General features: G+C 72.2%; 14 protein-coding genes. 11 read left to right on the forward strand and 3 right to left on the reverse strand.

Annotation, left to right across the window (positions count from 1 at the left end; translation table 11 throughout):
• The first annotated feature begins 334 nt into the window (after window positions 1-334).
• From CHC09_RS05345 to CHC09_RS05380, 8 genes are read left to right on the forward strand one after another with little or no spacing between them, the layout of a single operon-like run.
• Window positions 335-1201, forward strand: a complete 867-nt coding sequence (locus tag CHC09_RS05345) for a hypothetical protein (protein ID WP_089291877.1) — start codon at window positions 335-337, stop codon at window positions 1199-1201.
• Window positions 1198-1695, forward strand: a complete 498-nt coding sequence (locus tag CHC09_RS05350; RefSeq protein WP_089291878.1) for a hypothetical protein — start codon at window positions 1198-1200, stop codon at window positions 1693-1695. The genes CHC09_RS05345 and CHC09_RS05350 overlap by 4 nt, the downstream gene beginning before the upstream one ends.
• The gene (locus tag CHC09_RS05355) at window positions 1692-3380 is read left to right on the forward strand and encodes a fatty acyl-AMP ligase (RefSeq protein WP_089291879.1); all 1689 of its coding nucleotides are present in this window, start codon (window positions 1692-1694) and stop codon (window positions 3378-3380) included. The genes CHC09_RS05350 and CHC09_RS05355 overlap by 4 nt, the downstream gene beginning before the upstream one ends.
• Window positions 3373-4860 (forward strand): type I polyketide synthase, encoded by a 1488-nt coding sequence (locus CHC09_RS05360; RefSeq protein WP_089291880.1) that lies wholly within the window; start codon window positions 3373-3375, stop codon window positions 4858-4860. The genes CHC09_RS05355 and CHC09_RS05360 overlap by 8 nt, the downstream gene beginning before the upstream one ends.
• Window positions 4861-4875: 15 nt before the next feature.
• Window positions 4876-5718: an LLM class F420-dependent oxidoreductase gene (locus tag CHC09_RS05365; RefSeq protein WP_089291881.1), complete on the forward strand. Its 843-nt coding sequence runs from the start codon at window positions 4876-4878 to the stop codon at window positions 5716-5718.
• On the forward strand, window positions 5715-9293 hold the full coding sequence (locus CHC09_RS05370) for an SDR family NAD(P)-dependent oxidoreductase (RefSeq protein ID WP_089291882.1): 3579 nt from the start codon (window positions 5715-5717) through the stop codon (window positions 9291-9293). Before CHC09_RS05365 ends, CHC09_RS05370 begins: the two co-directional genes overlap by 4 nt.
• A complete protein-coding gene (locus CHC09_RS05375; protein ID WP_089291883.1) occupies window positions 9290-12418 on the forward strand; it encodes a beta-ketoacyl synthase N-terminal-like domain-containing protein in 3129 nt (1042 codons plus the stop codon). The genes CHC09_RS05370 and CHC09_RS05375 overlap by 4 nt, the downstream gene beginning before the upstream one ends.
• Before the next feature lie 35 nt (window positions 12419-12453).
• Window positions 12454-14448 carry a LamG-like jellyroll fold domain-containing protein gene (locus tag CHC09_RS05380; protein ID WP_179276957.1) on the forward strand — a complete coding sequence of 665 codons (1995 nt, stop codon included), beginning with the start codon at window positions 12454-12456 and terminating at the stop codon, window positions 14446-14448.
• Between the two features lie 52 nt (window positions 14449-14500).
• Here CHC09_RS05380 and CHC09_RS05385 read toward each other — a convergent pair whose 3' ends face one another.
• From CHC09_RS05385 to CHC09_RS05395, 3 genes are all read right to left on the reverse strand, one after another.
• Window positions 14501-15301 carry an alpha/beta hydrolase gene (locus CHC09_RS05385; RefSeq protein WP_089291885.1) on the reverse strand — a complete coding sequence of 267 codons (801 nt, stop codon included), beginning with the start codon at window positions 15299-15301 and terminating at the stop codon, window positions 14501-14503.
• 2 nt (window positions 15302-15303) lie between these two features.
• The gene (locus CHC09_RS05390; RefSeq protein ID WP_089291886.1) at window positions 15304-16137 is read right to left on the reverse strand and encodes an alpha/beta fold hydrolase; all 834 of its coding nucleotides are present in this window, start codon (window positions 16135-16137) and stop codon (window positions 15304-15306) included.
• Between the two features lie 88 nt (window positions 16138-16225).
• Entirely contained in the window at window positions 16226-18934 is a 2709-nt protein-coding gene (locus tag CHC09_RS05395; protein ID WP_179276958.1) for a helix-turn-helix transcriptional regulator, read from the reverse strand.
• 376 nt (window positions 18935-19310) lie between these two features.
• On the opposite strand from CHC09_RS05395, the gene CHC09_RS05400 reads away from it, so the two are divergent.
• The 3 genes from CHC09_RS05400 (at window position 19311) to CHC09_RS05410 (ending at window position 25062) form a co-directional block, all read left to right on the forward strand.
• Entirely contained in the window at window positions 19311-22937 is a 3627-nt protein-coding gene (locus CHC09_RS05400; RefSeq protein ID WP_089291888.1) for an alpha-L-rhamnosidase, read from the forward strand.
• Between the two features lie 78 nt (window positions 22938-23015).
• The gene (locus tag CHC09_RS05405) at window positions 23016-23999 is read left to right on the forward strand and encodes a DUF1152 domain-containing protein (protein WP_239138891.1); all 984 of its coding nucleotides are present in this window, start codon (window positions 23016-23018) and stop codon (window positions 23997-23999) included.
• 34 nt (window positions 24000-24033) lie between these two features.
• Window positions 24034-25062 (forward strand): hypothetical protein, encoded by a 1029-nt coding sequence (locus CHC09_RS05410; protein ID WP_089291889.1) that lies wholly within the window; start codon window positions 24034-24036, stop codon window positions 25060-25062.
• Window positions 25063-25066: the final 4 nt, after the last annotated feature.

Genomic DNA, 25066 nt, shown 5'->3' on the forward strand with positions numbered 1-25066 from the left:
AAGGCCATCGTGCACTTCGACACGAAGAAGGACGACCAGGGCGACCGCGACATCAGCATCGACAGCACCAAGAACAGCCTCGCCTCGTTCAAGAAACTCGCCGCCAACCCGATCTTCAACGTCAAGCTCGGCTGACCCGACAGACACGACACCGAAAGAGCGGCTCTTCCCTCGTACGGGAAAAGCCGCTCTTTCGTCTTTGATTCTCAAGGCCCGCGAATTACGCACCGACTCGTCCGTTATGCGGCATCATGGGTGCGTACCTGCCATCGTCACCAGTTGCCGCCGGATTGGATTCCTGCCGAGAATCGGACTGCAAGAGGAAGTCGTGGGCATGAAGGATTCTGTCGCGTCATCGTTCACGACGATGCAGGAAGACGTGCTGTTCGATGTTCCGTACAGCAGCGCCGCCCCATTCCACGAGTACTACGGCGACGGTCCGCCACCCAGCCGGCTGGGCATGGGGTGCGGGTGGCAGTCGTTCGAGGTCGCCCGGCGGGTGCGGGAGCGGACCGGGGTCAAGGCCACGCTCCTGTTCTCCGGCCGGCACATCGTCGCGGTGTATCCCGGTGCCGACGACCTGGTAGTGCTCGATCCGTACCTGCTGCACCGCCTTCCGGTGGTGCTGCGCGGGGCGGACGCGGCCGACGGTGTCGTGACGGCGACCGAGGACGCGTTCCCGTTCCGGACGACCGCGAGCGGCGAGCCGAGGCCGTCGAAGCTCAGGTTGCGATGGACTCCCACGAGCGGCGGAATGCACAGCGAATACAGCCGGTACAGCCCGCGGCTGGACCGGTACGTGACTTTCCGGGCGTTCACCTTCCGCCCCGGGTCGAGGCTGCCGGCCTTCCCGCCGCCGCGTGGACTCGTCCTGCGGCTGCTGCTGCACGCCGAGCAGAACAACGTGTCGATCAGGAGCATCGATCGGGACAGCGGCCGCATGCGTGAGCTGGTGCTGCCGTTCACCGGACGGCCGCGCGACCGGCTGGTGGACGAGCGTTTCCTGATCACCAAGGACAACCAGGGAGCGGTGAGCCACGCCGGGACCGACGGGTTCCAGCGCGACCTGACCGAGATCTGCGCGTCCGTCGCCGCCAGCCCGGAGGAGCTGGTCGGCTACCTGCTCGGCGCCGCCGAGATCTACGCCGCGAAGGCCCCGGAGGACCTCGAGGTTCCGGAGTACTCCCTGGAGGACGAATGAGCACCGGTTCGTTCTTCGTCGCCGGACTCATGCAGGGGGCCAGGCCGGGCGCCGACCTGGCGGACCAGAGCTACCGGCAGGAACTCCGCGAGGTGATCGGGCGGCACCGGCCGGACGCCGTCGTGAGCGATCCCGTCGAACTCCTCCTCGAACGGTTCGCCGGCGAGGTGACCCGGATCCGCGCGGCCCACGCGGCGCTCGCCGGGCAACCGGTGCTCCGGCGCGACCGCCTCGATCCCGTCGTGCTCGAGCTGATCGACGCGTTCCACGAGATGACCGAGCTCGCCGCCGCCTCGGACGTGTGCGTGGCCTGGCTGCCCGGCCGGGAGCCGAGCATGGGCACGGCGATGGAGATGTACCGCGCCTACCTGGCCGGACGCACGGTCGTCGCGATCACCGAGATGCGCCAGACGCTCGCGATCCTGGCGTGCTCGACGGTGATCCTGCCGGATCTCGCCGCGTTCGAGGAGTGGCTGGTCGCGGAGGCGCCATGAACCAGGAAGCACTGGCTCCCGGTCCGGCCGTGCTCCGTGCCGCCGCGGAGCGACCGGACACGATCGCCATGACGTTCGTCGACCACTCGACCGCCCGCGACGGTGTGGCGACCGAGCTGACCTATCGTGACCTGGCGGAACGAAGCGCCGCGGTGGCGGCCTGCCTGCTGGAGTGCACCCGCCCGGGGGAACGTGCCGCGATCCTCTGCGGACACGACGCGGACTACGTCATCGCCTTCCTCGGCTGTCTGCGCGCCGGCGTGATCGGCGTGCCGCTGTTCGCACCCGAACCGTTCCGACCGGCCGACCGGCTGCTCGACGTGATCGCCGACTGCACGCCCGAGATCGTGCTGACCAGCGGTGGACACCTCGACGCCGTACAGCGGCTGCTCGCCTCGCCCCGGCTCGCGGTGCTGCCGAAGGAGGTCCTGCCGGTCGATCGGATCGGGCCCGGCTCCCGCCCGGCGCCGCCGGGCCCGCTCGACGGCGATGCCGTCGCCTACCTGCAGTACACCTCGGGATCGACGAGAAGACCGGCCGGTGTGCGGGTCACGCATCGCAATGTGCTGGCCGGTGCCGCGCAGCTGACCGCCTGGGTACCGCCCGACGCGTCGTCGCGGCTGGTCAGCTGGCTCCCGTTCTTCCACGACATGGGCCTGATGTTCTCGATCGTGCTCCCGCTGGCCCGCGCGGTCCCGGTGACCTGCTTCGCGCCGCTGGCGTTCGTCAAGCACCCGCGGCGCTGGCTGGAGCTGCTCACCACCGGGCACGCCACCCACACCATGTCCCCGAACTTCGGGCTCGACCTGTGCGTCGACCGGGTCGGACCGCAACAGCGCGCGGGAATCGACCTGTCCGCGCTGCGGGCGCTGGGCAACGGATCGGAGCCCGTCCGGATCAGGACCTTGAACCGGTTCACCGAAGCGTTCCGGGGCAACGGGTTCCGGCACGAGGCGCACTGCCCCGGCTACGGCCTGGCCGAGGCGACCATGGCGGTGACCGGGCACGAGCCGGGGCGGCCGGTGCGGGTCGGCGCCTTCGACCGGCGGGAACTCTCCGCCGGCCGGATCCGGCCGGTCGACGCGGCGGACCCCGGAGCGCGGCTGATCGTCAGTTCGGGCCGGCCGATCCGGCAGGAGGTCCGGATCGCGCGGCCGTGGGCAGACGGTCCCGGTGAGATCCGGGTGCGCGGCGACAACGTCTGCGCGGGGTACTGGCGGCAACCCGAACGGTCCGCCGAGACGTTCGGCACGGACGAGGACGGGAACGCCGGCTGGCTGCGCACCGGCGACCTCGGGTTCCTTTTGGACGGCGAGTTGTACGTCACGGGCCGGCTCCGCGAGCTGATCGTCATCGACGGCCGCAACCACTACCCGGCGGACATCGAGGCCACCGTCGAGGAGACGTGCCCGCAGCTGCGCCGGGGCCGGGTCGTCGCATTCGCCTCGGAGATCGACGACGCGGAGCGGCTGGTCGTGGTGGCCGAACCGCGGTCGCCGGCGTCCGCCACGGACGTCGAGACGATCCGGGCGGCGGTACGGGCCGGGGTGGCCGGGCGTCACGACGTGCGCGTCCACACCGTGGCCCTGCTCAGAAGGGGCAGCGTGCCGATCACGTCGAGCGGGAAGCCCCGGCGGCGGGAGTGCCGGATCCGGTTCGAGCGTGGGGACTTCGGCCATGGATGACGTACGGCGGTGGCTGACCGAACGGCTCGCGGCGCAGGTCGGCGTACCGCCCGCGGAGATCGACCCCGATCGCCCGTTCGCCGACTACGGCATCGGCTCCCGTGACGCCGTGGGGATCGCCGGTGAGCTGGAGGAGCTGCTGGACCGGCCGATCGAGCCGATCGTCCTGTGGCAGCAGCCGACCCTCCGCAGACTCGCCGACTCCCTCTCCGCGGAGCACCCGCCGCTCACGGCGAGGGCGGCACAGCCGTCGGCGGAGGTCTCCGTGGTCGGCATCGGCTGCCGGTTGCCCGGCGAGGTCGACTCACCGGCGCAGCTCTGGCGCCTGCTGAGGTCCGGCGGTGACGTCGTCACCGAAGTGCCGGCCGACCGCTGGGACACCGGTCCCGTCCCGGAGGGGACGACCACAGCGGGCGCCTTCCTCAGCCGGGTCTACGACTTCGACGCGGAGTTCTTCGGGATCTCGCCGCGGGAGGCCGTCGAGATGGATCCGCAGCAGCGCATCCTGCTCGAGGTGGTGTGGGAGGCGCTGGAGCACGCGGGCATCCCGCCGGACGGCCTCGCGTCCAGCCGGACCGGGGTGTTCGTCGGCGCGTCCACCAACGATTACGGCCGGGAGCGGCTGGCCGACCCGGCGGAGATCAGCGGGTGGACCGGAACCGGCGTGGCGGCGAGCATTCTGGCCAACCGGATCTCCTACGTGCTCGACCTGCGTGGCCCGAGCCTGACCGTGGACACCGCCTGCTCGTCGTCGCTCGTGGCGCTGCACCTGGCGAAACGCAGCCTGGACGCGCGGGAGTGCGACCTGGCGATCGTCGCGGGGGTGAATCTGATCCTCTCCCCGGCGATCACGGTGAACTTCGACCGCTCGGGCGCGATGGCGCCCGACGGGCGGTGCCGCCCGTTCGACGCCGCCGCGGACGGGTACGTCCGTGGCGAGGGCTGTGTCGTGGTCGTGCTCAAGCGGCCCGAGGAGACCGACGGGCGGCACGCGACGGTGATCGCCAGCGCGGTCAACCAGGACGGGCGCTCGAACGGCCTGATGGCGCCCAATCCGTCGGCGCAACGGGACCTGCTGGCCGAGGTCTACAGCGGGATTCCGCACGAGACGGTCTGCTACGTCGAAGCGCACGGCACCGGGACACCGCTCGGCGACCCGATCGAGGCGACCGCGCTGGGGACGGTGCTGGGCCGGGACCGGGCCCGTCCCCTGCTGATCGGCTCGGTCAAGTCGAACCTCGGCCACCTGGAGGCGGCCGCGGGCATCGCCGGTCTGGTCAAGGCGGTGCTGTCGCTCGAACACGGGCACATCCCGCCGACGGTGCACTACCGCTCCCCGAACCCGCACATCGACTTCGACCGGCTGGGCCTCGCCGTGGCGGACGAGACCACGCCGCTGCCGGACGGCGACGCGCTGATCGGGGTCAGTTCCTTCGGATTCGGCGGCACGAACGCGCACGCCGTGCTCCGCCGACCGTGAACACGAGGTGCCACCATGGATTTCGGGGTGATGATGCTGGTCACCGACTACTCCCTGGACGCGGCGTCGGTGGCCCGGGCGGCCGAGGAGCGGGGATTCGAGTCGTTCTTCGTGCCCGAGCACACCCACGTACCGGTGAGCATGGCGACCCCGCTCCCGGGCGGTCTGGAGATCCCGCCGGAGGCCCTGCAGGGCATCGATCCCTTCATCACGCTGGCCGTCGCCGCCGCGGCCACCAGCCGGCTACGGCTCGGAACGGGCGTCTGTCAGGTGCCGCTGCGTCATCCGATCCAGCTGGCGAAGCAGGTGGCCAGCATCGACGTCGTCTCCGGTGGCCGGTTCCTGTTCGGCGTCGGCGCGGGCTGGAACCGCGAGGAGATGCTGAACCACGGTGCGGACCCGCGGACCCGGACCGCCCGGCTGCTGGAGCACGTGGCGGCGATGAAGCGCATCTGGACCACGCACGAGGCGTCGTTCGCGGGCCGGTTCGTCAACTTCGAGCCGCTGTGGTCGGTCCCGAAACCGGTGCAGCGCCCGCACCCGCCGATCCTCTACGGTGGTAACGGACCGCACGCGATCGACCGGGTGCTGGAGCTCGACGCCGAATGGATGCCGTGGCACGCGCTGCTCGGCGAGGACTTCGCCGATGACGTGGCCGAGCTGCGGCAGCGGGCCGCGCTGGCCGGGCGGATGTCGGTACCGGTCACGGTCTTCGACGCACCGGCCGACGAGGAGATCCTCGACGGGTACCGGGAGGCCGGTGTCTCCCGCTGCGTCTTCCCGCTGCCCCCGGCCTCGGCCGACGAGGTCCTCGCCATCATGGACTGGTACGCGGAAGTGGCCGAGGAGCTGAGATGACCGGTCTCTTCCCGATCTCCGCCCGCTCACCCGAATCGCTGGAGGCCAACGCGAAGCGCCTGGCGCACTGGCTGGCGAACGAGGGCGCCACGGTTCCGCTGGCGGACGTCGGCTACACACTGGCCCGGCACCGCTCCCACCTGCACGAACGGTTGACCGTCGTCGCCGACGGCCGGGAGCAGCTGATCGATCGGCTGGGTAGCGGCGACTACCAGCACGGCACGGTGGCTCCGCGAGAGCCCGGTGCGGTGTTCGTCTTCTCGGGTCACGGTTCGCAGTGGACCGGCATGGGCCGGGAGCTGCTGAGAAGTGAACCGGTCTTCGCCGGACTGGTCGAAGAGCTCGAAGCCGTGTTCGCGCGGGAGTGCGGCCGCGCGCTGTCCGACCTGTTGACGAGTGCGGATCTCGGCTCGGCCGGGGCGGATCTGGTGCAGCCCGCGCTCTTCGCCACGCAGCTGGGGCTGGCGAGGATCTGGCGCCACTACGGGATCGACCCGGCCGCGATCATCGGGCAGTCGATGGGTGAGGTCGCCGCTGCGGTCGTGGCGGGTGCCCTGTCCGCGGCCGATGGGATGCGGGTGACCTGCCGGCGGTCGGCCCTGATCGAACGGCGACTGGCCGGTCGTGGCGCTGCCGCGGCGGTGGAGTTGCCCGTCGCGATGCTGACGCGGCGAATCGGCCGCGAGGGTGCCCTCGACATCGCGGTGTACGGCTCGACCAGGGCGTCCGTGGTCTCCGGCGGCTCGGCGGAGGTCGAGCGGTTCATCGCCGGCTGCGAGGCCGACGAGATCACGGTGCATCGGGTGCCGGGGGTCCGATTCGCCGCGCACACCCGGCAGGTCGACCCGATCCTCGACGAGCTGACCGCGGTCCTCGGCGACATCGAGCCCCGCGACCCGGCGATCCCCTTCTACGGCACGGCCGTACCGGAGATCCCGCCCTCGTTCGACGCCGGCTACTGGGCGGCCAACCTGCGCAATCCCGTTCGGTTGGAGCAGGCGGTGCGGGCCGCGGCGGCGGACGGGTACCGGTGTTTCATCGAGATCTCACCGCACCCGCTGGTGGTCGCCGCCATCTCGGACACGCTGGCCGACTCCGGGATCGCGGGAACCGCCGTGTTCGGGTCGCTCAAGCGGGACCAGCCCGCACGGCAGACGCTGCTGGCCGGCGTCGGCCAGGCGCACTGTCTCGGGTTGCCGGTGGCCTGGGACGCGCTGCATCCCGGCGGCCGGCTGGCCGAGTTGCCGACGATGGCGTGGAACCGGAAGCGGTACCGGGCGGCCGCCCCGCGCTCCGACGACCGGCATCCGCTGCTCGGAGTGCACGTCGAGCTTCCCGACCGGCACGTCTGGCAGGCGACGGTCGATCTCGACCGGTTGCCGTGGCTCGCCGACCACAGGGTGAACGGCCGGGCGGTGCTGCCGGGCTCGGCCATGGTCGAGATCGCCGTCGCCGCCGCCCGCGCCGTCTGGGACGCCCCGCCGGCCACGATCGAGGTGTCCGATCTGGAGCTGCGGCGCCTGGTGCCGCTGTCCCGGCCGGTGACGCTGACGACGACCATGTCCGTCTCGGGTGACACCGCGACCGTGGAGATCGCCGTGGACGGGACCGGGCACGCCGGTGCGACCGTCCGGCGGGCGGCGTGCCGGGCCGACGGCGACGTCGTACCCGTGACGCGGTGGGGTGACCCCGGTCCGGCCTATCAGCGACTGCGCGCGGCCGGGCAGGAGCACGGCCCCGCGTTCGCCGCGATGACCGGGGTGTCCGGCGAGTGGTCCAGGGTGTCCTGGCCGGCCGGGTTGCCGCGGGACGGCCGGTTCGTCCTGCACCCCGCGATGCTCGACGCGTGCCTGCACGGGATCGCCGCGGTCGTCGCCGGGGAGACGACCGGGACCGTCCTGCCGGTCGGGATCGGCAGCGTGCGGGCCCGGCGCCCGCTCGGCCGTGACCTGATCTGCCGGGCGAGCGTCAAGCCCGCGGAGGACGGCGACAGCCTGGCGACCGTCGGGGTGTACGAGGTCTCCGGGGAGTGGGTCGCGACGCTCGACGGCGTGCGATTGAACCGGCTCGACGACGTCCCGCGCTGGGAAGACCTGTTGTACGGCGTCGAGTGGGTCGTCTCCCCGCCGCCCACCGGGCCAGCCGAGCAGGTCGGCCGGGTCGTCCGGGTGCCGGCCGGCGTGGACGGCCCGCGCCTCGTGCTCGACTTCGCGACGACCGTGCGGGACCTCCTGGCGGCCGGGCCACCGTACGACCGCGTCTTCGTCGTGGTCGATGCGGCGAACCCGGAGCACGCCGCCCTGCTCGGCCTGGTTCGCACGCTCCGGCACGAGCACCCGGAGCTCCCGATCTCCCTGGTGGACGACCCGGACGGCACCGGGGACGTCACGTCGGGCACGGAGGACGAGGTCAGCTACCGGCACGGGGTCCGCCGGACCGCCCGGTTCGCGCCCCTCGAGCTCCCGGCGCGAACGCACTCCGTGCTGGTCCGCCCGGACGGCGCCTACCTGGTGACCGGCGGCACCCGCGGTCTCGGTCTGCGGACCGCGCAGTGGCTCGCGGAGCAGGGTGCGGGCACGATCGTCCTCTGCGGCCGGTCGGACCCGGACGCCCCGGTCGCGAACACCCTGGTGCTCACCGGCGACCTCACCGAGACCGCCGATCGGGCTGTCACGCTCGCGGAGAGCAGGGGGCATCCGCTGCGCGGGGTCGTGCACGCCGCCGGAGTCCTGGACGACAGCCTGCTGGAGGAGCTCGACGCCGGACGGATCGAGCGGGTCTGGCATCCGAAGGTGCTCGGTGCCGAGCGGGTGCGGGCCGCGCTCGGCGACCGGCGGCTCGACTGGTGGGTGAGCTACTCGTCGCTGGCGTCGTTGGTCGGCGCTCCCGGGCAGGCCGCGCACGCGGCGACGAACGCCTGGCTCGACGCGTTCGGAGCCCGGTTGCGCGACGAGGGGATCCGGGCGGTCACCGTGAACTGGGGCCGCTGGGCGGAGCACGGCTCGGCGGCGGACAAGCAGGTGGCCGGCGTCGCCGGGATAACGGCCGGCACCGGCCTGGCCGTCCTCGCCGAGCTTCTGGCGAGAGACGTCGCCCAGGCCGGCGTGGCACGGTTCGATCACGCCGGGCCGGCGGCCGCGTACCCGCACATCGCCAGGTCGGACTTCTTCCGCCACTTCCACTCCACGGCCCGGTTCTCCGTCGAGGAGTTGGCCGGGCTCACCGACCGGGACCGCCGGCGGGTGATCGGCGGGCAGGTGCTCGCCCGGGCCGGGGCGGTGCTCGGCTTCGGCGCGGGCCAGCTGCTCGAGGACCGGCCGCTGGTCGACGCCGGGCTGGACTCGCTGGCCGCGGTGCAGATCAGGAACGCGGTCCGGGAGGACTTCGGGGTGGACGTCCCGGTCGCCCGGTTGATCGGCGGCTGCACCGCGGGAGAGCTGGCGGACGACGTACTGACCGGGCTCGGGGACGCGGCCGGCGCCCCGGCCGGCGACCTGAGCACGGCGGCCGCCGAGCGCGCCCGCCTCCGGGCGACGCGAATGGCGGAGCACCGCGCCGCGCGGAGGCGATCATGAGCTCGGATCCCGGCACCGGGGAGTCCGTCGCCATCATCGGGATGGCGGGCCGGTTCCCGAAGGCCGGCGATCTCGACGAGTACTGGGCGAACCTGGTGGCGGGCCGGGACTGCCTGGACGACCTGGACGAGCGGGAGCTACGGGCCAACGGTGTCCCGGAGAACCTGCTGCGCAGCCCGGACTACGTGCGCAGAGCGGCCACCCTCGCCGGGTTCGCCGAGTTCGACGCGGAGTTCTTCGGCTTCGCGCCGGGGACGGCCGCGGCGCTCGATCCGCAGCAGCGGTTGTTCCTGGAGAGCTGCTGGCACGCGCTGGAGGACGCGGCCTACGTGCCGGACGACTTCGACGGCGCGATCGGGGTGTTCGGCACCGGGTCGTTCACCGGCTATCTGTACTACAACGTGCTGTCCCAGCACGACCCGCGGCGGTTTCTCGGCGCCGGCACGTCGATGGCGACGATCGAGACGCTGTCCCTGGTGGACAGCAACTTCTTCGCCACCCGGGTGGCGCACACGCTGAACCTGCACGGTCCCGCGCTCACCGTGCAGTCCGCCTGTTCGAGCTCGCTCGTCGCGGTGCACCTGGCCTGCCAGAGCCTGCTCTCCGGCGAGTGTGACCTGGCCCTGGCCGGTGGCATGGCGGTGAAGGTGCCGCATCGGGTCGGCTACCTCTGCGACGTCGACTCGATGATGTCCCCGGACGGTCGTTGCCGGCCCTTCGACGCGGCCGCGAACGGCACGGTCTTCGGCAGCGGTGGTGGTGCCGTCCTGCTCAAGCGACTCTCGGACGCGTCGGCGGACCGGGACAACATCCGGGCGATCATCCGGGGCAGCGCCGTGAACAACGACGGTTCGCTGAAGATGGGGTTCTCGGCGCCGAGCGTGCGGATGCAGTCCGCGGTGGTCGCCGAAGCGCTCGCCGTGTCCGGAGTCGAACCGCGGGACCTCGGATACGTCGAGGCGCACGGGACGGGTACCGTCCTCGGGGATCCGGTGGAGCTGGCCGCGCTGCGCGACGCGCTCCCGACGGCGGCGCGGTGCCTGGTCGGTTCGGTCAAGGGCAACATCGGTCACCTGGAGGCGGCGGCCGGGATCGCCGGGCTGATCAAGACCGTGCTCATGCTGGAGAACGGCTGGATTCCCGGCACCGCGCAGTTCACCGCGCCGAATCCGGAGCTGGGCCTCGACGATTCGCCGTTCATCGTCCGTGCGGACGGTACGAGCTGGTCGCAGCGGCAGAAGATCGCCGGGGTCACGTCGCTGGGCATGGGCGGCACCAACGTGCACATGATCGTCGCGGAGGCGCCACGGCGGCCGGCGCGGCCGGCGGACGAGCGGCCCAGCGTGCTCGTGCTGAGCGCCCGGAACCAGGAAGCGCTCGCGGACATGCGCAAGGCCCTGGCCGCCCACCTGCGGCAAAAGCCGGAGATCCCGCTGGCGGACGTGGCGCATACGCTCGCCGTCGGCCGGCGGCGGTTCGAACATCGCTTCGCGGTATCGGCGTCGACGTCCTCGGAGGCTTCCGAGCTTCTCGAGGCGGGGCAGGCCCGGTCGGACGCGCCACCCGCCGCACCCGACCCCGACGCGATGCGCGTCTCCCTTCCCGGCTATCCGTTCCAGCGGGTACGCCACTGGCTCGAGCCCCGCGCAGCCGTCGCCGAGGCCGATCCGGTGACCCCGGGGGACGTCCACGACGCGCTCACCCGGCTGTGGCGGGAGACGCTCGGTGTGGACGACGCCGCACCGGGCGACAGCTTCTTCGAGCGGGGCGGCGACTCGGTGATGGCGACCAGGTTCGCGTCCCGGGCCCGGGAACAGGGCCTCGACGTGCGCCCCGGCGACCTGTTCGAGCATTCGACGCTCGCTTCGCTCGTCGCGCACGTGAAGGGCAAGACACCACCGCCGGCCCAGCCGGTGGACGACCGGGACGTCCCCCTGACGCCGACGCAGCTGTCGCATCTGCGGACCGCCGGGCCTCGCGGGATGCCGCTGGCGTTCCGGCTCGCGCCGGACGTGGATCGAGCGGTCGTACGACAGGCGGTCGCGACCGTCGTCGCGCGGCACGACGCGCTCGGTCTCGTTCCGGTCGGCTCGCACGGCGTGTGGCGCCAGGAGCGGGGCGGGCCGCCGGAGGACCCGGCGAGCGTCACCGCTGATCTCGCCGGCCTGACGACGGCCGAAGCGGTACTGGACCTCGTCGACCGGACGGCCTTCGCCGGCACCGAGGGCGACGCCCACCTGGTCCTGGTCGTGAATCGAGTGGATCAGGCGTCCGTGCGCATCCTCACCGAGGAGCTCACCACGGCGTACCGCCATCTCGTCACCGGCAACGCGGTGACCCTGCCCGGGACGACGCCGTGGGAGCGATGGGCCCGGTACACGCAGGGTCTGGTGAACGATCGGAGTCTGCTCGCCGAGCTGAACCACTGGGCGGCGACCCTCGATGTTCCGCCCGACGGGCTGTCCGTGCCGGACCGTGCCGGACCGTGGCGGGTGCTCAGGCACGCCACCGGCGCCGAGCCGCTGACCGCCCTGCGCCGGACCGCGCGGGTCAAGTGGGTGGAGATCCTGCTCGCCGCGATGGCCTCGGCCTGGCATCGGATCACCGGGCGGACCACGATGACGGTCGACGTGCTGGGCGACGTCCGCGGCGCCGGCCCGGCGATGGGGCTCGAGCGGTCGGTGGGGCTGTACTCGGCGATCTACCCGGTCACCCTCGCCGCGGCGGAGGACTCGCTCGAGGCCGCTCGGCGGTCCTGGCGGGACGTCCCCCGGCACGGACTGGGTTACGGCGTGCTCCGCCACCTGCACGCCCCGACCGCCGAGTACCTCCGCGACCTGCCCGAACCCAGCGTCCTCGTCGCTCCACAAGGGACGAGAAGCGGATCGGTCCGCGCGTCGGCGCAGCCGCTCACCCCGCTGAGCCTGGACCCCGCGCCGATCGGCGGCCACCCCATCGAGGTGCGTTGCCGGACCGCGGGCGGCGCGTTCGTCGTCGAGTGGTGGCATGACCCGAAGCGGTGTGCCGCCGATTCGCTCGCCGCCTGGAGCGAGCAGACCGCGGCCGTGCTCGACACCTGGTCGACGACGCAGAGGTCGCCCGATCCGGAACCCCCACACTTATGATCACTCCCCGAGCTTCATCGAAACGGGGAAATGCCTTGAGAAGATTGCTGGCCATGGTCGGAGTCACCGCGGCGGTGCTGGCCACCGTCGCGGCCGTCCGGATCGCCGTCCCGCAAACGCGGCAACCGGTCGTACCGGCGGCCGCCACCGACCCGGACGGGCTGGGCTACCAGCGCGAGTCCATCCGCATGCTGACCTGGAACATCTGTGGCGAGGCCGGGGGCAGCCGCGGCAGCCTCTCGTACTGTCCATGGCGGTCACGACCGCAGGCGAAGGCCGCCGCCATCGAGACCATCGTCCGCCAGCGCGACCTCAACGTGATCATGCTGCAGGAGGTCTGCTACCCGGACGACGCCGCCGGCCGCGGTGGCGACCGGAACGACCTGGCGCCGCTGATGGCCGCGCTCGGCCCCGGCTGGACCTATCGCACCGCCGTCGTGGCCCGCCCGGACGGCCGATCCGACTGCCGCGGCGGCGACCTGGTCGGCACCGTCGGTGAGGTCGTCGCCGTCCGCGGCACCATCACCTCGTCGACGGTCACGCCGCTGCTGGTCGCCGGGGACCCGAACTACTACCCGGACGCGACGACCAAACGGACCTCCAACCTGCTCTGCGTACGGGTCGACGGCTGGCAGAACACGCCCTGCGTCACCCATCTGCTGCACAACAGCGACCCCGAGTACGCCCGCGAGACCGCGTCGCTCAAGCAGAAGGTCGGTGCTGTCGCACTGCCGGTGCTCGGCGGCGATCTCAACACCAGTCAGGGCTCGGCCTCGACATCGCCGATCCGGCCGCTGTTCGACGCGTACCCGGAATGCGATCAGCAGGCCTACGCGCCCGGCGACGCGGTCACCGAGATGACCCACTTCAACAGCGAGGACGCCGCACCGGCGGTCGCGCAGCAGAAGCTCGACTACGTCTTCGCCACCTCTGGATTCGCCTACTGCGACTCGCTCACCGAATTCGCCGACACCAACGCCAACACCGCGGCGGCGGACGACCCGGCGGCCCTGTCGGACCACGCGCCGGTCGTCGCGTTCACCCGCGGGCAGTCCCTGACCTGGAAGTTCGACGAGACCAGCGGCGACAGCACGGCGGACGGCTCGATCAACGGCCTCACCGGGACGCTGCGGAACGGCGTCACCCGCTCCACCGAGCGGGTCCACTCACTGCGCTTCGACGGCACGGGAACGGTCACCAGCGGTGTCGACGGCACCGTCAACAAGTTCGACACCCGGCGCGGACTCACCGTCTCCCTGTGGGCGAAGCCGGACACGGCGGCTCCCACCGGATCCCTGATCAACCAGCCGAACAACAGCGGCAGCCCGCTCGACCTCTCCTACACCGGTGGCAAGTGGCGGTTCGCCATGGTCACGGGTGACGCCTCCGGCGCCGCTTCCGATCAGGTCACCGCGACCGCCCAGCCCGGCGTGTGGACGCATCTCGCGGCCACCTACGACCCCGTCGCCGGCCGGATGAGCCTGTTCGTCAACGGCACCCTCGCCGGGACCGCGGCGCACACCAAGCGCGTGCCGAGCGGAACCGCCATCACCATCGGCGCCGCGTACCAGGGTGGCGTCGACGACCTGCAGCTCTTCCCCTACGCCCTGGCCAGCGCGGAGATCACCAAGCTGCGCGCCGGCCAGACCATGCTGCCGGCCGTGCCCACCGGCACGGTGACCATCCCGGCGACCAGCACCGGCAACCCCGGCTGCCACCAGAACGGCGGCTACGGCACGGTGGCGTCGCTGACCCCGCGCCTGAGCGCCGCCGTCCAGGACGACGACCCGACGGTCCCGGTCCGCGGTGAGTTCTCCATCTGGGACAACACCGACCCCAGCCAGCCGCAGCCCATCTACCTGGGCGGGCCGGGCTCGGCCAGCGGCTACGTCACCGGCTCGGGCACCGTCTCGGTGCAGGTGCCCACCCTGATCGCCGGCCACTCCTACGGCTGGTACGTCCGGGCCTCCGACGGCACGAACGTCTCCGCCACGGCCCCGGTCTGCCACTTCGTGGCGGCCGCCTCCTGACAGACTCGCCCTCGGCCGGGGCCGTCGACCCGGCCGAGGACACACCTGGCGGTCAGCGGGCGTGGCGCAGTGCCCAGTCGAGGACGGTGTCGGCGATCTCCTGCCAGCCCTGCTGGGCCGGGAGGAGGTGGGCGTACCCCTCGTACTCGATGTGTTCGGTGATGGTCTTGGACTTGTAGTGCTTGGCGTTGGAGCGCTGGATCGCCGGGGGCATGATGTGGTCCTCGCTGCCGGAGACGAACAGCAGCGGGGCGCGGTCGTCGTTGTGGTAGTCGACCCAGGTGTCCTGGTGGCCGGGCTGGAAGTTGGCGAGCACGCTGCCCCAGAGGATGCCGCCGTTGGCCGGGATGTGGTAGCGCTCGTAGAGCGCCTTCGACTCCTCGTCGGTGAACGTGTTGGTGAACGCGTACTTCCACTCCTCCAGCGACAGGCCGACGGACTTGTGCCGGTTGGCCGGGGACCGCAGCACCGGGAACGTCGACTTGACCTGGGACAGCGGGACCACCTTGACGCCCTCGGTCGGCGCCGAGTTCAGGGCGACGCCGGCGGCGCCGTAGCCGTGGTCGAGCAGGATCTGGGTGAACGCCCCACCGGCGGAGTGACCGATGATGATCGGCGGCTTGGACAGCTCCTTGAGCTGCGTCTCGATCTTGTCGATGATCGCCGGGACGGTGACCGCGGTGATGATGTCCGGGTTGGCGTTCAGCTCCTCGACCTCGACCTCGAAGCCGGGGTAACCGGGGGCGAGAACCCGGAAGCCCTTGTTCTCGTAGTGCGTGATCCAGTGCTCCCAGCTGCGGGGAGTGACCCAGAAGCCGTGAACCAGAACGATCGTGTCGGGTGTGGTGGTCATGGTCAGGCTCCGTAGGTGTCGAGGAAGGCCAGCAGGTCCTCGCTGAGCCGGGACTTGTGGGTGTCGGTGATGCCGTGCGGGGCGCCCGGGTAGACGATCAGCTCCGCGCCCTTGACCAGCGCGGCCGACGCCTTGCCGCCGACCTCGAACGGCACCACCTGGTCGTCGTCCCCGTGGATCACCAGCGTGGGGACGTCGAACCCGGCCAGGTCGTCGCGGAAGTCGGTGGCCGAGAACGCGGCGATCGACTCGTAGGCGTTGCGGTGCCCGGCGGCCATCGACTGCAGCCAGAACGCGTCGCGGATGCCCTGCGAGACGTTCGCGCCGGGCCGGTTGTTCCCGAAGAACGGCCCGTCGGCGAGGTCCCGGTAGAGCTGCGACCGGTCCGCGGCCGAGCCGGCGCGGATGCCGTCGAACACCTCGACCGGTACGCCGCCGGGGTTGTCGTCGCGGCGCACCATCAGCGGCGGGACCGCGGAGACGAGCACGGCCTGGGCGACGCGGGACGTGCCGTGCCGGCCGATGTAGCGGGTGATCTCCCCGCCCCCGGTGGAGAACCCGACCAGCGTCACGTCCCGGAGGTCGAGGTGTTCGAGGAGGGTGGCGAGGTCGTCGGCGTAGGTGTCCATCTCGTTGCCGCCCCAGGACTGGGTGGAGCGGCCGTGCCCACGCCGGTCGTGGGCGATCGCGCGGTAGCCGTTCTCGGCGAGGAACAGCTGCTGGGCCTCCCAGCTGTCCGAGTTCAGCGGCCAGCCGTGCGCGAGCACGACCGGGCGGCCGCTGCCCCAGTCCTTGAAGAAGATGTCGGTGCCGTCGGAGGTGGTGACGAAGGGCATCGTGGTGGTGTCCTCTCGATCGCTGGTCGCCGTACCGGGAACGCTACGGAGCCGGGACCGGTCCGCGCGTGAGTCACATGACTGCGACTCAGCGCTCGTGCTCGGCGGCGATCCGCCGCAGGTCCCCACGCGAGGTGATGCCGAGCTTCGGGAACATCCGGTACAGGTGACTGCCGACGGTGCGGTGCGAGATGAACAGGCTCTTGGCGATGTCGCGATTGGTCAGGCCCCGCGCGACCATCGACGCGATCTGGATCTCCTGCGGCGACAGCGTCTCCCAGACGTCCGTGGCCGGCGAGTCGCTGCGCTCGCCCGCCGCGCGCAGCTCGGTCCGGGCGCGTTCGGCGAGCGGGTGGGCGCCGAGGCTGTCGAACCCGTCACGGGCGCTCCGCAGGTGGTCGCGGGACTCGCGGACCCGCCTGCGGCGGCGCAGCGCCATGCCGTACGTGAAGAGCAGGCGGTAGCGCTCGTACGGCCACATCGTCAGGTCCATCGCCATGGCATCGGCGAAGCTCGGCTCGTCGCCGTCGGCGAGCACGGCCCGCGCGACAGCGAGGTTCATCCGCCCCGCCGGTGACGTCGTCGCGCGCACCTCCGCGGGCAGCCGCTCGAGGAGCGACCGTGCGGCGGCGACCTGGCCGCACGCGACGGCGGCCTCGGCCAGGCTCGCCAGGGACCACAGGGCGTGCGCCGGGTGATAGGCGCTGTCCGCCGGGTCGTGCAGCCGGGCGAGCGAGGTGAACGCCGGCTCGTACCGGCCCTGTCCCGACGCGATCGCCGCCCGTGCGAGCAGGGCCACGGCGTCGATGGTGGCGAACCGGCGGGGGTTGAGGTGCTCCGCGGCGGCGACCAGGTCCTCGGCCGTCGTGAAGTCGCCCCGGAACGCGGCGACCATGGCGTGGGCGACGAGGGACGCCGCCTCCCAGAACGGCTGCCGGGTCTCCGCGCACAGGCGGGTGCTCTCCTCGGCCGCGACCACGGCGTGCGACCAGGATCCGCGGCGCATGGCGGACCAGGCGAGCAACGACAGCGTCCGGCCGAGGGTGTGCAGGTGGCCTTCGGAGCGGGTCCGTTCGGCCGCCGCGGTCAGCAGGCCCTCCGAGACGTCGAAGGCTCCGGCGCACGCGGCCGCGTGGGCGAGTCGATAGGCGGTGGCCGCGTCCCGGGCGGCGGGCGGCACCCGGTCGATCAGCGTACGGATGGTCTCGTCGCTGTCGAAGGGCGAGCCGTAGGCGAGCAGCTGGGCCCGGGTCGGCAGGTCCGCGACCGCCAGTCGCTCCCCCGCGGCGATCACCTGCCTGCCCACCGGCCGGCCGGGCCAGAGGTTCCAGCACCGCAGCGCCGCCGCGCGCAGGAAGTCGGTCGCCAGGGTGTCGTCGCCGAGCACGGTGGCGCGTTCGGCGAAGTCGAGCAGCGTGTGAATGCGCTGCTCGCCGCCGTGTTCGCCGTCGGCCAGCTCGTTGAGCCACTCCTGCCGGAGCCCGTCGTGCCCGGTCTCCACCAGGTCCCGGTGGTGCCGGCGGAGCCGTTCGCCGGCTTCGGGCTGCCCGGCCGTGTAGGCGAGCACGACCGCCCGATAGGTGCGGGCCGCCCTGTCGGCACGGTCGACGGACAGCTGGGCCGCGCGCTCCAGGGCGCGTACCGCGAAGGCCTGCGCCCCGCGCTCGATCGCCTGCTCGGCGCGCAGTTCGAGTTCCGCCGCGAGCGCGGCGTCCGGCCGCAGCGCCGCGCCGGCCCGGTGCCACACGGACCGCTCCGGCCGGTCGACCAGGACTCGGGCCAGTGCGGCATGGCAGCCGCGCCGCCGGTCCGGTCCGAGGCGCTGCAGGATCGCCGAGCGGATGAGCGGATGCCGGAACCGGACGGATCCGCCGTCCACCACGATCAGCCCGGCGGACACGGCCGGATCCAGCGACGGCGGGTTGTCCGATTCGGACAGCAGCTCGGCGGCCGCGACGATCTCGGCCACGTCGTCGGCGTCGCTGAGCGCCGCCACCTCCAGCACCGTCGTACCGGCGACGTCCAGCTCGCCGATCCGGGTCAGGAACGAGTTCTCCAGCCGCGCGGTCAGCGGGAGCCGGTCGGTGTTCGCGCCGTAGTAACCGCCCACGGCGCGAGGTAGCTCCAGCAGGGCGAGCGGGTTGCCGCACGCCGCTTCGAGCAGCAGCGACCTGACCTTCGGGTCCAGCCCACCGGCCACCCCGTCGAGCAGCACGGCTGCGGAGTCCGCGTCGAGCGGGGCGAGCTCCACCGCGGGGATGGCCGCGTCGAGCAGCGGGCCCGGCTCGTTGTCGCGGTGGGTCGCGAGCAGGACGACGCGATCGGCGGTGACCCGCCGCGCGAGGAACGCCAGCGCCTGCTGGCTGGCGAGGTCCATCCACTGGGCGTCGTCTGCCAGCAGCAGGATCGGCCGCTCGGCCGCCGCCTCCACCAGCAGCTCGAGCGCCGCCATCGCCACGGTGTACAGGTCCGGCGGCGCGCCCGGCGCCCGGCCGAACGCGACCTCCAGGGCGCGCCGGTACTTCGGCGTCAACCGGTTGCGATGACCGAGGATCGACCGCATCACCTGATGCAACGCGGCATACGGCAGACCGAATTCGGTCACTGAACCGACCGTGCGCAGCACGCGGAACTTGTCGCCGGCCGTCCCGGCGGCCCAGTCCAGCAGCGCCGACTTGCCCACCCCGGGCGTGCCGCGCAGGACCAGTGCGCCGCCGCCCTCCGTGGCCCGGTCCAGCAGACCGCAGATGGTCGCCTGCTCCGGCGCCCGCCCGACCAGGAAGTGCTGTGCGCTCATGCTCGGCTCCGGCTCCCCCGCGTCCGACCGCGATGCTCCACTCACGACCATGACCAGCATAAATTCCGGAGTGGGCGAGCGGGCTCGGCTGTTGGTCCCGTCTCCGATCGTTCTCACAACGGCCGACGACAGGCCCACAACCATTTCCCGGTACGACCGATGGGGCCCAGTGGCCAGGCTCGAGCCGAGTCCCGTGGCGATCTCGCGCGAGGCCCGCGCCACCCGGGCTGTCGCCGCGCGTCCCGGCCGCCCTCGGATGTGGATCGCTCGGCGCAACACCTTGAGCTAATCCGGAAAGGGCCCTTAGTATTGACCCACGTCACTATTTGAAACGTTTAAATATGTGACCCGGTTTCTTCACCACCGAGGAGATCACATGGTTCGAACCGTTTCACGCCCGCTCTCGATCCTCGCCTGTCTGACCCTGGCCGCCGCCGCCGTCGTGCCCGGTGACCCCGCCCGCGCCGCCGCACCCGTCCCGCTCAACGGCGCACACTGGATCTGGTACCCGGAGGGCAACCCCGCCACCCAGGCCCCGCCCGCCACCCGCTACCTGCGCCGCACCTTCACCGCGCCCGCCGGCCCCTACACCGACGCCCAACTCGTGGTGACCGGCGACGACACCGTCGACGTCTGGCTCAACGGCAGCTACCTCACCGGTTCCGCGCGCCGGACCGACTCCTGGAAGCAGGCGGCCTACGTCGACCTCGGATCCGCGCTGAAGGCCGGGAGCAACACGCTCCTCGTCGCCGCCCGCAACACCAGCCTCAGTCCGGCCGGCGTACTCGGCCACCTGCGCGTCGCGTCCGCCGCCGGCGTCACCGATCTCGTCACCGACTCCTCCTGGCAGGCCGCGCAGACGGTCGACGAACGCCTCGACGGCACCTGGACGGGCGCGGCCGACCTGGGCGCGTACGGCACCGGCCCCTGGGCCTCCGCCGTCGCGGCCCCCGACCCGAACGCCGGCTCCCCGGTCACGGTCACCGGCCTGACCACCGAGCACACAACGAACCCGATCGGCGTCGACCGGGCCGCACCGCTCTTCGGCTGGCGGCTGCTCTCCGGCACGACCGGGCAGACCCAGGGCCGCTACCAGCTGTGGGTCGGCCGGACGGCGGGCGCCGCGGACGTCTGGGACAGCGGTCAGGTCGCCTCCGCCACGTCGACCGACGTCGCGTACGGCGGGCCGGCCCTGACCGCCGACACCACCTACCACTGGCGGGTCCGGGTGTGGGACGCGCAGGGCCGGCCCAGCCCGTGGAGCGCGGACGCGACCTTCGACACCGGGCTGCGGGGCTCCTGGCCCGCCGCGTTCATCGGCGTGCCGAACACCCTGTCGCTCTCCGGGGCGTCCTGGATCTGGCATCCCGAGGGTGATCCCGCGACCAGCGTGCCCGCCGGCACCCGCTACTTCCGGCGCACCTTCACCGCCACCTCGGCCACCACGGCCACGCTCGTGGTCACCGGCGACGACACGGCCGACGTGTGGCTCAACGGAGCGTCCGTCAGCGGCTCGCGCCGGGTCACCGACTCGTGGAAGCGGGCCACCACCGTCACCGTACGGGTACCGGCCGGCACCAACACCATCGCCGTCGCCGCTACCAACATGTCGGCGGGCCCGGCCGGCGTCGTCGCCAAGCTCGGCTCGATCCTCGTCACGGACGGCAGCTGGAAATCCGCGCCGACCGGCCCGTCGGGCTGGGAACAGCCCGGCTTCGACGACTCGTCCTGGGTCCCCGTGCACGTGACCGCGGCCTACGGCGGCGGCCCGTGGGGCACTCAGGTGACCGTGCCGGCTCCCGCCCCGTACCTCCGGAAGGGTTTTGTGATCGGCAAACCGGTCGCCCGGGCCCGCCTGTTCACCACGGCACTCGGCCTGCACGACACCTATCTGAACGGCACGCGGGTCGGCACGGAACGGCTCGCCCCGGGCTGGACCGACTACACCAAGCGGCTCCAGTACCGCGGCTACGACGTGACCGCCCAGCTCCAGCAGGGGGACAACGTGCTCGGCGCGGTGGTCGGCAACGGCTGGTACTCGGGCAACGTCGGCTTCGCCGGCAGCCGCCTCTGGGGAGCCTCACCGTGGTATTCGGCGCAGTTGGTCGTGCGCTACACCGACGGCACGTCGAGCACCCTGCTCACCGACTCGTCGTGGCGGAGCGCGCCCAGCTCGATCCTCGCCGACGACCTCTACCAGGGCGAGGACCAGGACGCCCGGCGGGCGGTCGCGGACTGGAACCGGCCGGGCTTCGACGACGCGGCCTGGGCCACGGCGACCGTCTCCACCGCCGCCAAGCCCACCCTGGTCGCGCAGGTCGACCCCGGGGTGACCGTGCAGCAGGAGATCGCCCCGGTGGCGATCACGCAGCCGAAGCCGGGCGTGTTCGTGGCCGACCTCGGGCAGAACTTCGCCGGCTGGGACCGGCTGCGGGTGCGCGGCGCGGCGGGCACGAAGGTCACGCTCCGGCACGCCGAGATCCTGAACGCGGACGGCACCGTCTACACCGCCAACCTGCGCGCGGCCCAGGCGACCGACACGTTCACGCTGGCGGGCACGGGCGCCGACGAGGTGTTCGAGCCGCGCTTCACCGTCCACGGCTACCGGTACGTGGAGATCACCGGCTTCCCCGGCACACCCACCACGTCCAGCCTCACCGGCCTGGCGGCCTGGACCGCCGGCGCCGCGACCGGCACCTTCACCACGTCCGACGCAATGATCAACTCGGTGCAGCACGCGATCCTGTGGGGTGCGCGCTCCAACCTGCTGTCGATCCCGACCGACTGCCCGCAGCGCGACGAACGGCTCGGCTGGACCGGTGACATCGCGGCGTTCGCGGCCACGTCCACGTTCAACTTCGACACCCGGGGGCTGCTCGGCAAGTTCGCCGACGACCTGACCGACGCCCAGCGGCCCGACGGGGCGTTCACCGACGTGGCGCCGTTCGTCTCGGCGGGGTCGGGCACGGCCGGCTGGGGTGACGCGGGCGTGATCGTGCCGTACCAGCTCTGGCAGCGCTACGGCGATCTGCGGGTGGTCGACGAGCACTTCGACGCGATGGCGCGCTGGATCGAATATCTGCGCTCGACGTCGGGCGGCGATCTGATCCGCGACCACCAGACCTACGGCGACTGGCTCAACGTCGACGACAACACCGCGAACAACCTGACGAGTACGGCCTACTTCGGCTGGTCGACCCGGCTGGTCGCGCGCATGGCGGCGGCGACGGGTCGCACGACGCAGGCCCAGACCTACTCCGCCCTGGCCGACCAGATCGCGGCGGCGTTCGCCAGCCGGTTCATCGCCGCGGACGGGACCGTCAGCGGCAACACGCAGACCGGCTACGTGCTCGCGCTGGCCTTCGGGCTCGTCCCGGCCGCTCGGGTGCAGGCGGTCGCCGACAAGCTCGCCGCGAAGGTGGCCACCCGCGACGGTCACCTGTCGGTGGGCTTCATGGGCGTGGAGAACCTGCTGCCGGTGCTGGCCGAGCACAACCACCTGGACACGGCGTACCAGATCCTGCGGCAGCCCGGCTATCCCGGCTGGGGCTATATGATCTCGCGGGGCGCCACCACCATCTGGGAGCGCTGGGACGGGATCCGGACCGACGGCACGCTGCAGGACCCGGGCATGAACTCGTTCAACCACTACGGCCTGGGCTCGGTCGGCGACTGGCTCTACCGCACGGTCGGCGGGGTCGCCCCGGCGACACCGGGCTACGGCAGGGTGCTGATCGCGCCGCGGCCCGGTGGCGGCCTCACCTCCGCAACCTCGGACCTGACCACGGCGTACGGCCGGACCAGGTCGTCGTGGACGAAGTCGGGCTCGACCCTGACGCTGTCGGTGACCGTGCCCCCGAACGCCACGGCGACCGTACGCGTGCCCGCCTCGTCGGCGGCGTCGGTCAACCCGCCGGCCGAGGCGGTGCCGCTGGGCTATGCCGGCGGGACCGCCTCATACGCCCTGCCCTCCGGCGACTACACCTTCACCGTGACCGGGTGACCATGACGGGGGCGGCGGGCCGGTCCCGCCGCCCCCGGCCGGTGGACGGGCCGCGGCACGCTGGTTGATCATGTGGCGGTGACGAACCCCGTGGAATCGACGAACTTCGGGTTGGCCACCCCACCGCTGTTCGCCGCGCTGGCGCCGGCCCGCCGGGTCCTGATCGCCGGCGCGGGTGGCGGCTTCGACGTCTATGCCGGCCTGCCGCTGGCACTGGCGCTGTGGCACAGCGGGGTGGAGGTGCACCTGGCCAGCCTGTCCTTCTCCGAACTCGAACTGGTCGACCGGGACTCGTGGGTGACGGAGCAGGTGGTGGCGGTGACGCCGGAGTCGACCAGCCCCGACTGGTACTTCCCCGAGGGCACGCTCGCCCGCTGGCTGGCCGCCCACGACCTGCCCTCGACCGTGTACGCCTTTCCGCCGCTGGGTGTCCAGACGCTGCGGGAGGGCTACCGGTACCTCGTCGACCGCCTGGATCTCGACGCGGTGGTGCTTGTCGACGGTGGCACCGACATCCTGCTGCGCGGTGACGAGAACGCGCTCGGCACCCCGGTGGAGGACGTCACCAGCCTCGCCGCGGTGGCCGGCCTCGACCTGCCGGTGAAGCTGGTGACCTCGCTCGGCTTCGGCATCGACGCCTACCACGGCGTCAACCACGTCCAGGTGCTGGAGAACATCGCCGCCCTCGACCGGGAGGGCGGCTATCTCGGCGCGCTCTCCATTCCCGGCACGAGCCGGGAGGCCGTGCTCTACCGCGACGCCGTCGCCCACGCCCAGGCCGCCACGCCGCAGCGGCCGAGCATCGTCAACGGCCAGATCGCCGCGGCCACCAGCGGCGCGTTCGGGGACGTCCAGTTCACCCGGCGCACCAGCGGCAGCACCCTGTTCGTCAACCCGCTGATGGCCGTCTACTTCACTGTCGACCTGGACAAGCTCGCCGCCCGGGTGCTCTACCTGGACCGCATCGAGGACACCTACGGCAGACGGCAGGTGATCAGCCGCATCGAAGCGTTCCGCAACGAGATCCCCAGCACCCGCATCCCCCGAGCGTTCCCCCACTGACACCTACGCTCGACCACCGGTAGCCTGTCCGGCCATGGAGCTGCTGAAACGTTCGGTACTGATGGCGGCAGCGGCCGTTTCGGCGGCGACGTGGGCGATCGGTGTGACCGTTCTGCAGCCGCTGAGCGAACCCGGCGAACCGGACGTCCTCGCCGAGAACAACACCTACTGGGCCCGCGAGCTGCGCTGGGGAGCGCTCATCGCGCTGGTCCTCGCATTGATCGCGCTGGGCCGCGGTGGCCGCTGGGTGACCGTCGGCGCGCTGATCACCGGCGGTGCCTGGATCGGGGTGGACCTCGGTCTCGACCGGATCGACATGGCCTCCGGCACCTGGCAGCTGGCGGCCGGCGCCGTCGCGACGGCGCTCGTCTGCTGCGCCGTCGCGGCCGCCGTTCCGTCCGTGCCACGCCCCGGCGCGTTGTTCACCGCGGCGACCGTCGCGGCCGTCACGGCCGGCCTGGCGACGAGTACCGAGTCGCCGACGGACACCGAACCGGCTCTGAACAGCGGAAGCGCCACGGTCGGCATGGCACTGGCCGTGGTCGCCGTCGCCGCCGCGGTTCGTGCGGCCGGACCGGCCGGCCGGCCGCGGTTCCGCACGGTGGTCGCGGCCGGCTGGCCGCGGGTCCGCACGGTGGTCGCGGCCGGTGCCGTCGCGGCGACGGTGCCCTGGCTGCTCCGCCTGATTCCGGTCGGCGGTGGTCGGCTGCTCGGCATCCTCGCATTCACTGTGCTGCTGGTGGTCACGGTCGCCGTGCTCGCCGCACCCCGCCCGCCGGCCCGGCGGGACCGGCTCCACTACGGGGCCGTCGCGGCCGTCACCGCCTTCGCTCTGCCGGTGCTGTTCCTGCCGCTCGCCCTCGTCTCCATCGTGCTGAAGATCGGCGATCCGTTCACCGCCCTGGCCGCCAACCCGCCGATCGAGGTCGACGAGGACATCGTGATGATCCTCCTGGCGATCCCGATCGGACTGGTCCTGGGCCGCTTCCTGCTGGCCTTCGGCCTCGAGCCGCGAACCGATGCCACCGAGGACTCGAACCCCCGCTTCGCCGCCGGCGCCTGACGGC

This window comes from Actinoplanes regularis, from assembly GCF_900188005.1.
GTDB lineage: Bacteria > Actinomycetota > Actinomycetes > Mycobacteriales > Micromonosporaceae > Actinoplanes > Actinoplanes regularis.

Excerpts from the sequence above, each read along its gene's own strand:
- CHC09_RS05345 (WP_089291877.1), top strand. The coding sequence starts at position 335 with ATGAAGGATTCTGTCGCGTCATCGTTCACGACGATGCAGGAAGACGTG.
- CHC09_RS05350 (WP_089291878.1), top strand. The coding sequence starts at position 1,198 with ATGAGCACCGGTTCGTTCTTCGTCGCCGGACTCATGCAGGGGGCCAGG.
- CHC09_RS05355 (WP_089291879.1), top strand. The coding sequence starts at position 1,692 with ATGAACCAGGAAGCACTGGCTCCCGGTCCGGCCGTGCTCCGTGCCGCC.
- CHC09_RS05360 (WP_089291880.1), top strand. The coding sequence starts at position 3,373 with ATGGATGACGTACGGCGGTGGCTGACCGAACGGCTCGCGGCGCAGGTC.
- CHC09_RS05365 (WP_089291881.1), top strand. The coding sequence starts at position 4,876 with ATGGATTTCGGGGTGATGATGCTGGTCACCGACTACTCCCTGGACGCG.
- CHC09_RS05370 (WP_089291882.1), top strand. The coding sequence starts at position 5,715 with ATGACCGGTCTCTTCCCGATCTCCGCCCGCTCACCCGAATCGCTGGAG.
- CHC09_RS05375 (WP_089291883.1), top strand. The coding sequence starts at position 9,290 with ATGAGCTCGGATCCCGGCACCGGGGAGTCCGTCGCCATCATCGGGATG.
- CHC09_RS05385 (WP_089291885.1), bottom strand. The coding sequence starts at position 15,301 with ATGACCACCACACCCGACACGATCGTTCTGGTTCACGGCTTCTGGGTC.
- CHC09_RS05390 (WP_089291886.1), bottom strand. The coding sequence starts at position 16,137 with ATGCCCTTCGTCACCACCTCCGACGGCACCGACATCTTCTTCAAGGAC.
- CHC09_RS05395 (WP_179276958.1), bottom strand. The coding sequence starts at position 18,934 with ATGAGCGCACAGCACTTCCTGGTCGGGCGGGCGCCGGAGCAGGCGACC.
- CHC09_RS05400 (WP_089291888.1), top strand. The coding sequence starts at position 19,311 with ATGGTTCGAACCGTTTCACGCCCGCTCTCGATCCTCGCCTGTCTGACC.
- CHC09_RS05410 (WP_089291889.1), top strand. The coding sequence starts at position 24,034 with ATGGAGCTGCTGAAACGTTCGGTACTGATGGCGGCAGCGGCCGTTTCG.